At 55.3% G+C, this 15,223-nt stretch carries 12 protein-coding genes; 6 read left to right on the forward strand and 6 right to left on the reverse strand.

Annotation, left to right across the window (positions count from 1 at the left end; all coding sequences use genetic code 11):
- Positions 1-152: 152 nt before the first annotated feature.
- The 3 genes from ACPGUT_RS09790 to ACPGUT_RS09800 all read left to right on the forward strand — a co-directional run bounded on the left by ACPGUT_RS09790 (position 153) and on the right by ACPGUT_RS09800 (position 2,800).
- Positions 153-809, forward strand: a complete 657-nt coding sequence (locus tag ACPGUT_RS09790) for a pentapeptide repeat-containing protein (protein WP_423990836.1) — start codon at positions 153-155, stop codon at positions 807-809.
- A gap of 159 nt (positions 810-968) precedes the next feature.
- A complete protein-coding gene (serS, locus tag ACPGUT_RS09795; RefSeq protein WP_423990838.1) occupies positions 969-2,261 on the forward strand; it encodes a serine--tRNA ligase in 1,293 nt (430 codons plus the stop codon).
- 173 nt (positions 2,262-2,434) lie between these two features.
- Positions 2,435-2,800 carry a hypothetical protein gene (locus tag ACPGUT_RS09800; RefSeq protein WP_423990840.1) on the forward strand — a complete coding sequence of 122 codons (366 nt, stop codon included), beginning with the start codon at positions 2,435-2,437 and terminating at the stop codon, positions 2,798-2,800.
- 52 nt (positions 2,801-2,852) lie between these two features.
- Here ACPGUT_RS09800 and ACPGUT_RS09805 read toward each other — a convergent pair whose 3' ends face one another.
- Both ACPGUT_RS09805 and ACPGUT_RS09810 read right to left on the reverse strand, forming a co-directional pair.
- Positions 2,853-3,437, reverse strand: coding sequence for a dimethylsulfonioproprionate lyase family protein (locus ACPGUT_RS09805; RefSeq protein ID WP_423990842.1), 585 nt, complete (start codon positions 3,435-3,437; stop codon positions 2,853-2,855).
- 96 nt (positions 3,438-3,533) lie between these two features.
- On the reverse strand, positions 3,534-3,899 hold the full coding sequence (locus tag ACPGUT_RS09810) for a YybH family protein (protein ID WP_423990844.1): 366 nt from the start codon (positions 3,897-3,899) through the stop codon (positions 3,534-3,536).
- Between the two features lie 95 nt (positions 3,900-3,994).
- On the opposite strand from ACPGUT_RS09810, the gene ACPGUT_RS09815 reads away from it, so the two are divergent.
- Positions 3,995-4,858, forward strand: coding sequence for a LysR family transcriptional regulator (locus tag ACPGUT_RS09815; RefSeq protein ID WP_423990846.1), 864 nt, complete (start codon positions 3,995-3,997; stop codon positions 4,856-4,858).
- 48 nt (positions 4,859-4,906) lie between these two features.
- Here ACPGUT_RS09815 and der read toward each other — a convergent pair whose 3' ends face one another.
- The 3 genes from der to ACPGUT_RS09830 form a co-directional block, all read right to left on the reverse strand.
- Positions 4,907-6,373: a ribosome biogenesis GTPase Der gene (der, locus tag ACPGUT_RS09820; RefSeq protein WP_423990848.1), complete on the reverse strand. Its 1,467-nt coding sequence runs from the start codon at positions 6,371-6,373 to the stop codon at positions 4,907-4,909.
- Between the two features lie 113 nt (positions 6,374-6,486).
- Entirely contained in the window at positions 6,487-7,932 is a 1,446-nt protein-coding gene (locus tag ACPGUT_RS09825; RefSeq protein ID WP_423990850.1) for a PQQ-binding-like beta-propeller repeat protein, read from the reverse strand.
- An 83-nt stretch (positions 7,933-8,015) separates the two neighbouring features.
- On the reverse strand, positions 8,016-8,675 hold the full coding sequence (locus ACPGUT_RS09830; protein WP_423990852.1) for a hypothetical protein: 660 nt from the start codon (positions 8,673-8,675) through the stop codon (positions 8,016-8,018).
- Between the two features lie 443 nt (positions 8,676-9,118).
- Here ACPGUT_RS09830 and ACPGUT_RS09835 point away from each other — a divergent pair, with 443 nt between their 5' ends.
- Both ACPGUT_RS09835 and ACPGUT_RS09840 read left to right on the forward strand, forming a co-directional pair.
- The gene (locus ACPGUT_RS09835; protein WP_423990854.1) at positions 9,119-10,246 is read left to right on the forward strand and encodes an efflux RND transporter periplasmic adaptor subunit; all 1,128 of its coding nucleotides are present in this window, start codon (positions 9,119-9,121) and stop codon (positions 10,244-10,246) included.
- Positions 10,246-14,238 (forward strand): efflux RND transporter permease subunit, encoded by a 3,993-nt coding sequence (locus ACPGUT_RS09840; protein ID WP_423990855.1) that lies wholly within the window; start codon positions 10,246-10,248, stop codon positions 14,236-14,238. Before ACPGUT_RS09835 ends, ACPGUT_RS09840 begins: the two co-directional genes overlap by 1 nt.
- Before the next feature lie 51 nt (positions 14,239-14,289).
- On the opposite strand, the gene ACPGUT_RS09845 is transcribed toward ACPGUT_RS09840, so the two are convergent.
- Entirely contained in the window at positions 14,290-15,066 is a 777-nt protein-coding gene (locus ACPGUT_RS09845) for an SDR family NAD(P)-dependent oxidoreductase (protein ID WP_423990857.1), read from the reverse strand.
- Positions 15,067-15,223 lie beyond the last annotated feature (157 nt).

Genomic DNA, 15,223 nt, shown 5'->3' on the forward strand with positions numbered 1-15,223 from the left:
CAGAGCCTCCTGTGCTCAAGCCAATCTGATGTCCAACTTTATATGACGACGGACATCAGCGGCGTGTAGCCATCACCTTATGCGAGTTCATCAGATTTAACTGTACCGAACACGTCAAGACACTAGATAAGAAGCAAGCTGGTGCTTACCCATTGCGCGCCGACGTTGCTGTGGCCTTCGACATCATCGAAGCCCTTCAGAAACAAGGATATCACGAGCGTCTGAACCTTAGGCAAACCGATTTCCGAAAACTGTCGTTAGCAAACAGAACATTGCATAATGCCGATTTTCATGGAAGTGATTTTCGAAACTCTGATCTCTTCAACATTGATCTAACTGGCTCAGATTTTTACAATTGTGACTTCCTCTTCTGTACAGAAATGGGGGATGATCTACCCGTCTATTGGGATCGAGCGACTCTACATAATACCCGGTGGGTGCACACCGAATTTAAGGAAGTGTTCTTTAGGCAGTGCGATTTTTCTGGGGCCTATTTTGACCATACAAAACTTGCTTCAAAGACAGAGTTTCGCGCATGCAAATTCTCAGGCGCGGGATTTCAGCACGTATATTTGGGTCACTATGAAAATGGAAAAAATACGATCTACCTTTCCAAGCCCGAGGATATTAAGGAAAAAATCTTCGCTGATGGAAACCTCACCTGGATAGACGGACAAGACTATTGCTCCGAAACTTGGCCAACCCACTGGTCAAAAGACGATTTAAGTAGGGACGCATTCGAGCTTTCTTGGCGTGCCTTTCAGAAATCCATCGGTTTTGATCCTGAAAACCCAGAGGGCAGCGCCTGAGCCTGGGTGGGTGCTTTAGCGCCCTCCCGTGGGGAGGGTCGGGCGCTGCCCGGCAAGCCGGGCGTGACTTCTCGTGCATAGCGAAACGCCCCGTTTCCCCCCGCGTAAAAAGCGTTATAACAGGCGGATAACGATTCACTTTAATCAGGAACCTGACAGATGCATGACATCCGGTTGATCCGCGAAAATCCCGAAGCTTTTGATACGGCCATGGCGCGCCGGGGCTTGTCTGGTGTGTCATCCCAGGTTCTGGCGATTGACACCGCACGCCGCGCAAAGATCCAGGCCGCGGAAGAAGCCCAGGCAGAGCAGAACAAAGCATCCAAGCTGGTTGGTGCCGCCAAAGCCAAAGGCGACGAAGCCGAATTTGAACGTCTGCGCGCGCTTGTCTCTGCCAAGAAGGCCGAGGTTGCGGCGTTAAATGATGAGGCGAAGGCGGAAGACAAGGCGCTTTACGATCTGCTGATGGCGACGCCGAATGTTCCGCATGATGACGCGCCGGATGGCGATGATGAAGACGATAACGTTGAGATCCGCCGTTGGGGCACGCCGAAAGAATTCGCTTTCGCCCCGAAGGAGCATTACGATCTGGCCGCGACCAAATCCGGGCTTGATTTTGAAACCGGTGCGAAACTATCCGGTGCGCGCTTTGTTGTGATGTCTGGCGCGGTTGCGCGTCTGCACCGTGCGCTGGCGCAATTTATGCTGGAATTGCACACGGAAGAACATGGTCTGACCGAAACCTGGACCCCGGTTCTGGTGCGCGAAGAGATGATGTATGGCACGGGACAATTGCCGAAATTTGGCGAGGACAGCTATAAGACGACGGAAGGCATGTGGCTGATCCCGACGTCTGAAGTGACGCTGACCAATATCGTGAACGGCGAGACGCTGGAGGAAAGCTATCTGCCGCGCCGCTACTGTGCGCATACGCAATGTTTCCGGTCTGAGGCGGGATCTGCTGGACGTGATACGGCGGGTATGCTGCGTCAGCACCAGTTTGAGAAGGTCGAGATGGTGTCTGTGACCCACCCTGACAAATCCATGGAAGAGCACGATCGCATGACGCGCTGTGCGGAGGCTGTGTTGGAACGTCTTGAGATCCCATATCGCACGGTTGTTCTGTGCACTGGGGATCTGGGCGCGGGCATGCGCAAGACCCATGATATCGAAGCTTGGCTGCCTGGTCAGAACACCTATCGCGAGATTTCATCTTGTTCCGTGGCCGGTGATTATCAGGCCCGTCGTATGAATGCGCGCTTTAAGCCTGCGGAAGGTGGCAAGCCGGAATTTGTGCACACGCTGAACGGATCTGGTCTGGCGGTTGGGCGTTGCCTGATTGCGGTGCTGGAAAACGGCCAGCAGGAAGATGGATCTGTTCTTCTGCCAGAGGCCCTGCGTCCGTTTGTCGGTGGCAAGACCATGATCAATGCAGAAGGTGTGCTGGTTTAAGGGTCAGTACTTATTGAGAGATTTCAGACGGGCGAGGAGTACAATGCTCCCGCCCGTTTTCTATTATGGAGCATTGTAATGCTTTGCCGTCTTTCATTCTCAGCAATCCACTTGCATTCGCCCTCAAGTTGCGCAACGTTGGCAAAAATCACCGTTCACCTTAAGGAAAATTCATGAGAAAACTTATTGCAATCTCTGCCCTGGCAATCATTTCGGCCTGTGTCTCTTCAGACCCCGAAGCCGCAGCAGAGCGCAGGCAAGCTCTTATCCAGCAGATCTTTCCGGCTCTATCAGATCAACAAGGCATCGGACTTGTGTTTCCAATTGAATCAGGCGGTTTCTATTCGTCCCTGGAAATCATTTATTATAAGAACGAGGTAAGTGAATCTGAGATCATTCGTAGAACCTCAAATTACTGTGCTGCACATACGGGCAATACCTCAGCAACACTCAAGCGGCGCGGGTCGCTCACCGAAGTACCTCATTCCGACGGCACAAAGCACCCCGCTGCGCAAATCTGGCTGTCGTGTTTTAACTGACTCCACATTCGCTACCGAAACTCAGTCAGGTTGCTTTCGGGCAACCTGATTTCTATTTAAGATTTGATTTCACGACCAACCCATCACCACGCCAGGGGATCAGGGCAAGCAGTGGGCCTGGGGTCATGTCGAGGGCGTGTTTCTGGTGGGGGGTGTGATGGATCATCTCGCCTGCGCGAGCTAGACGTGGGGGATGACCTTCGGAATGGAACACCGCGCTGCCGGCAAGGATGCAGTAGATTTCTTCGGGCGCGTGGGAGTGTTCGGGATACTGCAGCCCCTGCCCCCAATATCCGATGGTGACGCGGGCGGTTTCAGACACGAACATACCATCAGGCGAGATCACGTTCAGCCAGGCGTAGTTGTTCAGGAAGTCGCGGGAAAATCCATCGGCCTGGGAATAGGTTTGTTGCCAGTTCAGGCGGTCGGACAAATGGGCGATCTGCGTGACCAGCGGACGGGTCAGGTCATTTGTCAGTGGGATACAGGCGGAAAGATCAACGCCACGGGGTGGTTCATTGGGCGTGGGATCTTGAAAATCATAGGCCGCACGGTTTTGATCGAAATAAGCGGTGGCTTCGGGGAACCCCTTTGAAACCAGCGTGGTGATATCTTCAAACAGCGCGTCAAATTCCATCTCCGGCCCCTTTTGATTTCGCATTGCATCCAAACGAACCCAACAAGGTTTTCGCGCGGATGACAAGCCAAAGGGGCCAGAGGGCGTTGCCTATGATCAGCCCTGGGCTTCGAAACGGTCTTCGCGCAGAAGTGCCGTGCCATCAGCCTGCATCACCCAATGTTCATGCGTGATGATGCCCTTGGCGTTGTTCATGGTCCAGGAGGCGGAAACCACAGCTTCGTTTTCATTCAGAATGTCGATTTTTGTGTCGGTATAGGCCACGTCAGCAAAACCCTTTGCAACGAGATCCGCCCAGAACGCCTGAATTTCGGCACGGCCCCGGAATTCACCAAAAGGTGTGGCAACCATCAGCGCGTTTTCTTCATAACAAGCGGCACATCCCGCGGCGTTTCCACTGTTAAATGCGTCTTTCCATTCAGCCAGTTTTGCGAAGGCGGCGGTTTCGATTTTGGAGGTCATGACAGATCCTTTCATGTTTCTGCCTGCTGTTTCCTTCGGCACAGGGGATAAAACAAGCTTGTTTGTTTACATATATAGTTTAGTAAATCTAAACTATGACACCAAACACCAATGATCTTTTGATTTTCCTGTCGGTTGCTGAAACTGGCAGCCTGACCGCCGCTGCCGCCCAGACCAGGGTGACGAAATCTGCGGTCAGCCAGGCCTTAAAACGCACCGAGGATGCCGTGGGACAGCGGTTGTTGTTCCGCACCACGCGGTCGATGTCCCTGACGGAGACTGGGATGCGTCTGTTGCCCTTGTGCCGTCAGCTGCGAAATGCGCGCGATGACATCACCGGCGCGATTGATACCCTGTCCGGCGGGGCCAGCCAGACCCTGTGCATCACCGCGCCCCACGCCCTGTGCCAGGCCCTGTTGATCCCCCTGCTGGCAGAGATACCTGAACTGGCAGCGGTGCATATCAGATTGATTGCCGAAGATGCGGCGCTGGATCTTGTGCAGCATCAGATTGATCTGGCGTTTCGTGTTGGCGCCCCTGCCCCGAATTCAGCGATGATTTCAAAGGTCGGGGTCCTGAAGGAGAGCCTTTGGGCCAGTCATGATCTGCTGCAGCGCAAATCTGGCCTGCCGGATCGGCTTTCAGATTTGGCGGATTGGCCGCATGTCGCCAGCGATTGGCAGGGCAATCCGCTGAGCTATCCCTTGCCCGATGGGAAGGCGCTTCAGATCACACCCGGGCTGCGGTGCAACACGGTCATTCATGTGCAGGATTTTGTGGCGCGCGGATGTGGTGTTGGCCTGTTGCCGGATCTTTTGGCGGGATCAGATCCACGGCTGGCCCGGGTCACAGAGATTTCGGAAACGCCAATATACGCTTTGCATCAGCATGGGAAAAATCTGCCCAAAGCCTTACAGACTTTGGTGAAAGCCGCGCGTTTAGCGTTGCGCGACAGCTGATCCGGAACAGCAAAAAGCCCCGAACCAGAAAGGAACGGGGCTTTGATATTAACTGCCGTGGGGTTTCTTGCCCAGGTGTTTGCGAAGGCGCGAAGGTGTTGATTTCGTGCGATCTTTATAGGGGTTGTCCTGGCTGCGCATCCACAGGCGGATCGGAATACCAGGCATGTCGAAATCAACGCGCAGACCGTTCACAAGGTAACGTGTATAGCTTTCGGGTAGTTTTTCAGGCAGCGAACACATGATCACAAAGCCCGGTGGGCGCGTGCGCACCTGGGTCATGTAGCGCAGCTTAATGCGGCGGCCGGATGGCGCGGGCGGTGGGTGCGCCTCGAGCATATCCATGAGCCAGCGGTTCAATTTCGCGGTGGAAATCCGGCGGTTCCAGATGTCATGCACGCGCAGCACAGCTTCGCGCAGACGTTCCATGCCACGGCCGGTTTTTGCGGAAATCGTGATCAGCGGTGCGCCTTTGAGCTGTGGCAAAAGACGGGCGAAGGATTCTTTGAGATCTTTCAGCTTTTGCTGTTTTTCATCTTCGATATCCCATTTATTCACGGCGATGACCACGGCGCGGCCTTCGCGTTCCGCAAGGTCAGCAATGCGCAAATCCTGCTGTTCAAATGGGATGGCAGCATCCAGCAAAACCACCACAACTTCGGCGAATTTCACGGCGCGCAGACCATCGGCAACGGACAGCTTTTCAAGCTTTTCCTGCACCTTGGCTTTTTTGCGCATACCGGCGGTGTCAAACATGCGCACCGGCGTGTCGCCCCAATCGAATTTCAGCGAGATCGCATCGCGGGTGATGCCGGCTTCGGGACCGGTCAGCAGGCGATCTTCGCCCAGCAACTGGTTGATAAGTGTGGATTTACCAGCGTTCGGACGGCCAACAACGGCGATTTGCAGCGGACGACCCGTTGTGAATTCGCGGCTTTTGCCTTCGACTTCGGCGTCAGCTTCTTCATCGGACAGCTCGACGTCAACGTCGGGCATTTCTTCCTGTTCTTTGGCTTCATAGGCGTCGGCCAGGGGCATCAGAACCTGATAGAGGTCTTCCATGCCTTCGCCGTGTTCGCCGGACAGGCGCAGAGGTTCGCCCAGTCCCAGAGAATAGGCTTCGAGCCAGCCCTCTTCGCCAGCTTTGCCTTCGGATTTATTCGCGGCCAGGATCACGTGTTTTGCGTTTTTGCGCAGGATGTCTGCGAAGAGTTCATCCGTGGCCAGAACACCGTCGCGCGCATCAATCATGAACAGGCAGATGTCAGCCATTTCGGCGGCACGTTCGGTCAGGCGGCGCATGCGGCCCTGAAGGCTGTCGTCATTTGCGTCTTCCAGACCGGCGGTGTCGATCACGGTGAAACGCAGATCGCCCAATTTGGCTTCGCCTTCGCGCAGGTCACGTGTCACGCCCGGCTGGTCATCCACAAGGGCCAGCTTACGCCCGACAAGGCGATTGAACAGCGTTGATTTCCCGACATTCGGGCGGCCAACAATGGCGACAGTAAGGGTCATTTTGATCTTCTCCGGACGGATAAGCCGCCCCGATACACCATATATGCCAAAAGCGAAAGGGGGCGTGATCAAAGTAAGATCACGCCCCCTTCAAATAATCTGTTCTGCCGGTCTTAACGATAGGCCAGCAGCTGTCCTTTGGCGGACACCACATACAGCGTGCCATCAACAACGGCCATGGTGCTGGCGGCACCGCCTGGCAGTGCGGTTTCTGAAATCAGACGACCATCTTCTGGCGCATAGGTCCGCAGCACCCCGTCACCAGAGGCAACGATCACCTGACCACCGGCAAGGATTGGGCCGAAATGTGGATAAACGCTTTCGCGACGGCGGGTTTTGCGGGCCTCAAAGTAAGGCAGAAGGACACCCCAAATGCGTTCACCTGTGGCGGCATCCAGGCGCAGAAGTTCGGCCTGATCAGAGACAGCGAAAACGGAATTGCCTGACGGCCAGACCGGGTTCATGGCACCATCTGTGGCAGTCCAGATGCGTTCGCCGCTGCTGGCTTCTAGTGCCGCGATGCGTCCGGCGGATGACCCCACATAAACGCGATCGCCTGAAAGAACGGGATCACCTGTGATATCAATCACTTCGGTATAGACGCGACCACGACGCTGCCCCGCCAAGCTGGCCGCCCAGAGACGCACACCACCGCGTGGGAAGGAGGCGGACAAATCACCCGATGCAAACGGGAAGACCGCAATCTGATTGTTTACGGCCGGGCCTGCCCCGCCTGCGATGCCACTTTCGGATGGAATGCCCGGAATATTCCAGCGCACACGACCATCGGTTTTATCAATCGCCCAGGCTTTGCCATCGCGGGACACGATATAAACCAATTCACCCTGCACTGTGGGAACGCCGGTTGCCGCACCATCAAGACGCTGGGTCCAGAGTTCATCCCCATTGGCCACATTCAACGCCACAAGCGTGCCGAAACCGGTGGAAACGTAAAGAATGTCGCCATCAATTGCGAGGCCACCACCGCTGGCGGCGTCATTGTTGTCAAAGCCAGGCGTCATATCACGTGTCCATAGACGCGCACCGGCAGTAGAGGTCGCAACCAATTGGGTGCGGCTGTCGAGCGTAAAGACACGCCCGCCGGAAACAACGGGATCCGCAGTGATCTGATAGCGGCGGCTGTTGCCTGCCCCGATATCCGCAGACCATACAAGTTCCGGTGCGCCATTAAAGGCGGGATGTTGCACAGTGTGGCTGGCAGAGCCGTTGCGATGGGTCCAACTGTTGTGGTTCACGGTGGCCGGTGCAGTAAACGCCGCCGAGTGGTTTTCACGCAACGTGCGATCACCTGAGGCTTCTAGTGTTTCGCGGGTCACGCGAATTTCGTCTTCGGAGCCTTCTGCGACGGCGTCTTCTGAGGTCACCGCCACGGATCGCAGATCGTGACGTTCCCCAGGCAGGATCACTTCACGTTTGGAGCAGGCCCCAACAAGGATGCCCGCAGCAATCAGCGCCATGACGGAAGCGCGCAAAGGTAAATTTCTGCGCAGTGAAGCGCCGGTATCTGAAGAATTCACGGTCTGACCTTTATCTGTCACGGTCTGGCCCCTTTGCCTGAAATACGATGCAGCTGGGCTGCCTCTGCCCCGGACACCCGGAACAGATCTGTTCAAATCTCACGTTATGTTGTCTCAAGGCTTCCGCCAAGGGCTTCGATCAACTGCAGCACGCGGGCGCGCTGACCCGGAGTGATTTCGGAATCAACAATGATATCCTGCAGACGGGTCAGGGCCGCATCTGTATCACCGGCGGCAATATCAAGCGTGGCCAGTTGTTCTTCTGCCAAAAGACGAAAAGCAGCACCTGGTGCCGCAATGCTTTCAAAACCGCTTCGGGCTGTGTCGGCATCAACGCCGGGCAACATTGCGCCTTTCAGCGTGGCCAGATCACGATACACCTGCGCAAGAGAGCCATCGGCAGCAATTGCAGTGTAAAGGTCTTGTGCGCGGGCTGTGTCGCCTGACTCTGCGGCTTCGGTGGCTTCGTAAAAGCCAAGCACATTGGCGGCACCCGTGTCCGTGCCTGCCGCAGCCCGTGCAGAGGCCAGCGCATCAAGGCGCGCAGCAGAATCGTCACTTTCAAGGGCCGCAATAATGCCATCGCCAGCGGCCTGCGCCGCTGCTGCAGAACGAGACTTGCTGATTTCATTCCAAGTCGCGCCACCCACGATGCCAAGGACAACAACGCCGGCGACCCAGCCGTAGCGTCGTACCATTGTCCAGAGCTGTTCCTGCCGGACTTCTTCGGTAACTTCATCAATGAAACTGTCGGTGTTGCTCACAGAGCTGCTCCCTTAAATCTGCATTTGGTCCTGTTTAATCAGGGAATGCGTATATTATTTTCCCTCTCATAGCGCGGAACGGATTAGCTGCCAAGGCCTGATGGCCGTTCTGCCGGGCCCTGGCGGCTTCTTGCGGCATGACGTCCCGTTCGCGGCCCCAAAATCTGCCCGCCTGCGCAGTTCTGTAGATCTGAACATCAGGCCCTGCTGGAATACACAAAAAATCACGCGGCTGTGATCTTGTCAGATGCGATTGGGAGGGCTAAATAAACTAAACCGTTCAGAATGCCCCAGGCCAGCCATATATCCTGACCTGCCGCAACGTGATATTTTCTGATACGGCAAGATCTGTCCACCGGACCATATTATATCCGGCGAGAGAAATGGAAACGCCGGTGTGCACGCCGGTACGCGAAGAGGCGCCAGGCGCCCGGAAGGTTACGATGAAACTTCTTTCTTTGTTGACGGCGGCGCTGGTAACGCTGTTTCTATATGCCCTGGTTCTGGAACGCGACAGCCTGATGGCGCTTGCTTCTGGTGGTGTTGTGGAAGAGGTCGAAGAAGAGGCCGAGGCCCTACCGGAAAACCTTGTGGCGGTTGTTGCCCTGAAATCGCAGGCCCGATCTGTTGAAAATGCCCTGCTGTTGCGCGGGGAAACCGAAGCATCGCGTGAGGTGAATGTCGCCGCGGAAACATCTGGCCGCGTGATGTCAGATCCGATCCGCAAGGGCGCCTTTGTGGAAGCCGGGCAATTGCTGTGTGAACTGGACCCGGGCACACGCCCCAGTGCCGTCGCCGAAGCCCGCGCCCGCGTGTCAGAAGCCCAGGCGCGCGAAGTCGAAGCCCGCATCAATATCAACGCCGCAGAACGCTTGGGCGAAGGGGGCTTTGCCTCTGAAACCCGTGTGGCATCGGCCCGCGCCGCACAGGAAGCCGCCCTTGCCGGTGTGCAGGCCGCCGAAGCCGGTGTTGCCGCCGCTGAAAAAGAAATCGAACGCCTGAGCATCCGCGCGCCATTCGCGGGGCTGCTGGAAAGTGACACGGCAGAACTGGGCACATTGATGCAGCCGGGCCATCTGTGTGCCACGGTCATTCAGCTTGATCCGGTGAAACTGGTGGGCTTTGTGCCGGAAACTGAAATCAGCGAGATTTCCCTTGGAGCGCTTGCGGGTGCACGTCTGACGTCTGGACATGAAGTCAGTGGTGCAGTCAGCTTTTTGTCACGTTCTTCTGATCCGGAAACCCGCACCTTCCGTGTAGAAATCGAGATCCCCAACCCGGATTTCACCATTCTGGATGGTCAGACCGCTGAGATCCTGATTGCGTCCAGCGGATCTAACGCGCATCTTCTGCCCGGCTCTGCCCTGACATTGTCCAATGATGGCACCCTAGGTGTGCGTATTGTGGGCGAAGGTGATATCGCCGAATTCAGTCCCGTGACCTATATCCGCGACACACCTGAAGGCATCTGGCTGTCCGGTCTGCCGGATGAAGTCACGGTGATTGTTGAGGGGCAGGAATATGTCGGCAATGGCGAGAAAGTCGCTGTGCACTTCCGGGAGAGCAACTGATGACCCGTATCATTGACTGGGCTGCCGACCATGCCCGAATGGTTGTGGCCTTTATCATTATGTCGCTTACGGCGGGGGCGATGGCCTATGTGTCGCTGCCCAAAGAAGGCGAACCGGATATTGATATCCCTGCCCTATTTGTGTCTGTGCCCTTCCCCGGGATTTCTGCGGAAGACGCGGAAAAGCTGCTGGTGCAGCCGATGGAAACCGAATTGTCGGATCTCGACGGTCTGAAAGATATTTCCGGCACCGCTGCGGAAAACTATGCTGGTGTGGCGCTGGAATTTGAATTTGGCTGGGATAAGACCAAGATCATCGCAGACGTGCGCGATCGTATGGGCCGGGTCGAAGCGGATTTCCCCGCAGGCGCGGAAACCTACACGATCAATGAAATCAACTTTTCCGAATTTCCGATCTTGATCGTCAATCTGACAGGCAATGTGCCGGAACGCACTTTGCTGCGCGTTGTCAAAGACCTGCAGGATGCGGTTGAGGGGCTGGAACCGGTTCTGGAAGCCGGGATTGCAGGCCAGCGCGACGAAATGCTGGAAGTGTTGATCGATCCGCTGAAACTGGAAGCCTATAACGTAACGGCACCCGAACTGATCAATGTGGTTCAGGCGAACAACCAGTTGATTGCCGCCGGTGAAATTGACACGCCAACAGGCACATTCGCCCTGAAAATCCCATCCAGCTTTGATGAACCACAGGATGTTTACAACCTGCCGGTTAAGACCAATGGCGAACGGGTGGTGACCCTGGGGGATCTGGCTGAAATCAACCTGACCTTTGAAGATCGCGCAGGCACCGCACGGTTTAACGGTGAAAACACCGTGGCGCTGCAGGTGGTGAAACGCAAAGGCTTTAACATCATCGACACATCTGCCCTTGTGCGTGCAACGGTTGAAGAAGAAGTCGCCAACTGGCCGGAGGAACTTCGGGCTGCGGTGCAGGTTGGATTTTCCAATGACCAAAGCCGCACAGTCGGATCGATGGTCAGCCAGCTTGAAGGATCGGTTCTGACGGCGATTGCACTGGTTATGATCGTGGTGCTGGCCGCCCTTGGTGTGCGGTCTGCCCTGCTTGTGGGTTTTGCGATCCCGACGTCTTTCTTGCTGTGTTTCGTGCTTCTGGCCCTGATGGGAATTACGGTTTCCAACATCGTGATGTTTGGCCTGATCTTGGCTGTTGGCATGCTTGTGGATGGTGCGATTGTGGTCGTGGAATATGCTGACCGGCGCATCAAAGAGGGCGTAGGCCCGATGCATGCCTATGTTGAAGCGGCGAAACGGATGTTCTGGCCGATCATTTCTTCAACCGCGACAACGCTTTGTGCCTTCCTGCCGATGCTGTTCTGGCCGGGCGTTCCCGGGCAATTCATGGGCATGTTGCCGGTGACATTGATCTTTGTTCTGTCCGCATCCCTTGTGGTTGCCCTGATCTATCTGCCCGTCATGGGCGGCCTTGTTGGTCGGCTTGAGCGTCTAATACTACTTATCCTTGATAAAATTCGCCACATGGTTTGGTGGCAGCATATCGCATGCATCGCCATATCAATTATCAGTATCGCAATTCTGTTTGAGATATATCCAAGTACGCGAGCCAGCTTAAGCATTTACTTTACAATAGATAGCAGCATGATTCTATCATCTGTCATTCCAACATTGATCTTGGTGTTTGCTATCTTGGTGCTTTTGGTGGTTGAGATCGCCTTAATAATTGGATTTATCACACTTCTGATCCTCGCGGTGTTTGCTGGTCTGGCCCGCATATTCACTTTTCTTTGGCTGCTCATCAAACCGGTAATCACGGGGATCCTCTCCAAAATTCTAAAACACGGCCCAATGACGCTTTCTTCAGGTTTTAAAAGGAACCTATTTGGGACGTTTATTCATGGAATTGCGGCAAACCCGATGATGCCACTGGTTACCCTAGGAACGACGTTTGTTTTCGTCGGCACCGTCTTTCTTTGGTATGGCGCCAACAACAACGGTGTTGAATTCTTCGTGGAAAGCGAACCGGAACAGGCCATTGTCTATGTCAAACAGCGCGGGAACCTGTCGCTGGAAGAAAAAGACGATGCCGTGAAGCGCGTCGAAGACATCATTCTGGGCATTGAAGGCATTCAATCGGCCTTTACCTTTGCCGGTGAAGGCGGTCTGTCCAACAACACCGGTGGCGCAGAAGCCCCCCGTGACAGCATTGGCCAAGTTCAGATCGAACTGATCCCATGGGAAGATCGCCCGACAGAAACATCCATGGAATTCCTCTGGGGGTTCATCCCCTATCCGGCCACCAGTATCGTGCCGGAATATGACGGCGATTATGTCGTGGCACGTATGAAGGAAGCGCTTGCGGAACTGCCTGGTTTGCAGACAGAGGTTTTGAACCTTGCGCAGGGTCCGGCCTCTGCCAAACCTGTGCATCTGCGTCTGAAAGGCGATGATCCCGCCACCCTGCGAGAGGCCACGGAAATTGCGCGCGGTCAGTTTGATGCAACCTTTGGTCTGACGGCCGTGGAAGACACCCTGCCCCTGCCCGGCATCGATTGGGAAATCGAAGTAGACGTGGCCCGTGCCGGTCGCTATGGCGCGGATGTGGCGACTGTGGGGGGCATGGTTCAGCTGGTCACCCGCGGGATCTTGCTGGATACAATGCGGGTTGATACTTCGGATGAAGAAATCGAGATCCGCGTGCGTCTGCCTGAACAGGATCGTCTTCTGTCGACCCTTGACACGTTGAAAGTGCGCACCGCTGATGGTCTTGTGCCTTTGTCCAACTTTATCTCACGCAAACCGGTTGCGGCCCTGGCCCAGATCGACCGTGACAATCAGCAGCGCAACTTTGATATCAAAGCGGGTGTTGATGACGGGCTGGTGAAATTCGTCGCCGAGGTTGAACAGGATGATGAAACCACCGAAGTCATTCAGGCCATCGCATTTGCCCTGACGGCGGATGATGAAACACCGGCAGGCACCCGTCGTGTGGACAGTGATGCTGGCAGCTTTGCCTTTACCTGGTTTGAGGACGGGGCAGATCCGGCATCTGTGATTGCCGCCCTTAATGAGGGAGATCTGAAAACTGTCCCAATCACAGCCAATGAACGCATTGCTGAGCTGACAAAATGGTTGGAAAGTGGTGATGTTCTGCCGAAAGACGTGACCTGGGAATGGACCGGGGATCAGGATGATCAGGCCGAAAGTGGCGCGTTCTTGGCCCAGGCCTTTACCGGGGCGCTGGGGTTGATGTTTGTTATTCTGCTGGCGCAGTTTAACTCGGTCTATAACTCGGTTTTGGTGCTGCTGGCGGTGGTTCTGTCGACCACAGGTGTGCTGATCGGCATGCTGGTGATGGATCAGACGTTTTCGATCATTATGACGGGCACGGGGATTGTGGCGCTGGCAGGGATTGTGGTGAACAACAACATTGTTCTGATCGATACCTATCAGGAATACGCCCGTTTTATGCCCCGTCTTGAGGCGATTTCACGTACGGCCCAGGCCCGGATCCGTCCGGTTTTGCTGACCACGTTGACAACCATGGCAGGCCTTGCGCCGATGATGCTGGGCCTGAGCCTTGATTTCATCAACGGTGGCTATTCCATCGACAGCCCCACCGCCCTGTGGTGGAAACAGCTGGCGACGGCCGTTGTCTTTGGTCTTGGGATTGCAACGGTTCTGACACTGGTGCTGACACCCTCTCTGTTGGCGCTTCGTGTTTGGATTTCTGTCGGGGCTTATCGGTCATTCACCGGGTTGAAAGCCATGTCCATGGGGCCGGAAAGCCAGACCGCCCGTGACATCGCCCTTGGCCGTGCGGCGAGGAAGATCAAAGCGCCGGAAATTCTTTGGGATCTGCCGGCGGCACCTGTGGCCACTGAAAAAGGCAGTGGGGACGATCTGCCCGCCTATATGAAACAGGCGACGCAGGATGATGGATCTGAAGGCAAAACGCCGGATGCACCGGATCAGGACACAAAGGCTGTGGAATAAATCAGTCGCATAAATATGAAAAGGCCGGGATCACCTCCCGGCTTTTTTGTTTCAAACGTCCTGCATTTTCCGAATTTCCCGGATCGCGATGCGTTTGGGCAGAAATTTCATCACGCGGAACATGATTTTCTGCATGGGTTGCAGCCCAGAAATCCGGTCCATTTCCCCGGCCATCATTGCATCATACCCATCCTGCGCCACGGAATTTGCCGACACGGTTTTATTGAACAACCCGGTCTGATCCATGCCTGACACCTGTGCAAATTCAGTTTCCGTCGCCCCGGGCAACAATGCGGTTACGGTGACATTGGTGTCGTGCAACTCTTCCGTCAGGGCATTGCTGAAAAAGGTCACATAGGCTTTGCTTGCGAAATACACCGCCTGCAAAGGCCCTGGCATCATGGACGCGGTTGAAGACACATTCAGGATACGCCCGGAATTGCGCGCCACCATATTAGGCAGGACAAGGCGCGTCAGCGCGGACAGTGCCACGATGTTCACCTGTATCATGCTGCGATCATCGGCCCAGGCGCGTTCGTGGAATGTGCCACGCCCGCCAAAGCCCGCATTGTTGATCAGAATATCAACGGTCACATCCGCAGCCCGCAGCTGATCGTAAATCATCTGCGGGGCTGTTTCTTGGCTGAGATCGGCCGCAATCACCAAGCTTTGCGTGCCATGTGCGGCTTTCAGTTCTGCGGCCAGGGTATCTAGGGCGTCTCTGCGCCGGGCCACAAGGATGAGATCGCCCCCCTTTTGCGCGTGAATGCGGGCCAGTTCCCGGCCAATTCCAGCCGAGGCGCCGGTGATCAGTGCTGTGTTTTTCATCTTTGCTCCTTGCCGCAGGGCGGCCCTTTATGCGAGTCATGTCCAGAACCTGTTGTGTGGGTCATATTTTCTGGATTGCAAAACCCGAGAGACACCACATGTAAACAGATGATTACATAACTGCAGATACGGATGTAAACACACGTTTACAAGAGCT

It is taken from the genome of Halocynthiibacter sp. (genome assembly GCF_049608145.1).
Classification (GTDB): domain Bacteria; phylum Pseudomonadota; class Alphaproteobacteria; order Rhodobacterales; family Rhodobacteraceae; genus Halocynthiibacter.

Coding starts and splice junctions, on each gene's coding strand:
- serS (WP_423990838.1), top strand. CDS start 969: ATGCATGACATCCGGTTGATCCGCGAAAATCCCGAAGCTTTTGATACG.
- ACPGUT_RS09800 (WP_423990840.1), top strand. CDS start 2,435: ATGAGAAAACTTATTGCAATCTCTGCCCTGGCAATCATTTCGGCCTGT.
- ACPGUT_RS09805 (WP_423990842.1), bottom strand. CDS start 3,437: ATGGAATTTGACGCGCTGTTTGAAGATATCACCACGCTGGTTTCAAAG.
- ACPGUT_RS09810 (WP_423990844.1), bottom strand. CDS start 3,899: ATGACCTCCAAAATCGAAACCGCCGCCTTCGCAAAACTGGCTGAATGG.
- ACPGUT_RS09815 (WP_423990846.1), top strand. CDS start 3,995: ATGACACCAAACACCAATGATCTTTTGATTTTCCTGTCGGTTGCTGAA.
- der (WP_423990848.1), bottom strand. CDS start 6,373: ATGACCCTTACTGTCGCCATTGTTGGCCGCCCGAATGTCGGGAAATCA.
- ACPGUT_RS09835 (WP_423990854.1), top strand. CDS start 9,119: ATGAAACTTCTTTCTTTGTTGACGGCGGCGCTGGTAACGCTGTTTCTA.
- ACPGUT_RS09840 (WP_423990855.1), top strand. CDS start 10,246: ATGACCCGTATCATTGACTGGGCTGCCGACCATGCCCGAATGGTTGTG.
- ACPGUT_RS09845 (WP_423990857.1), bottom strand. CDS start 15,066: ATGAAAAACACAGCACTGATCACCGGCGCCTCGGCTGGAATTGGCCGG.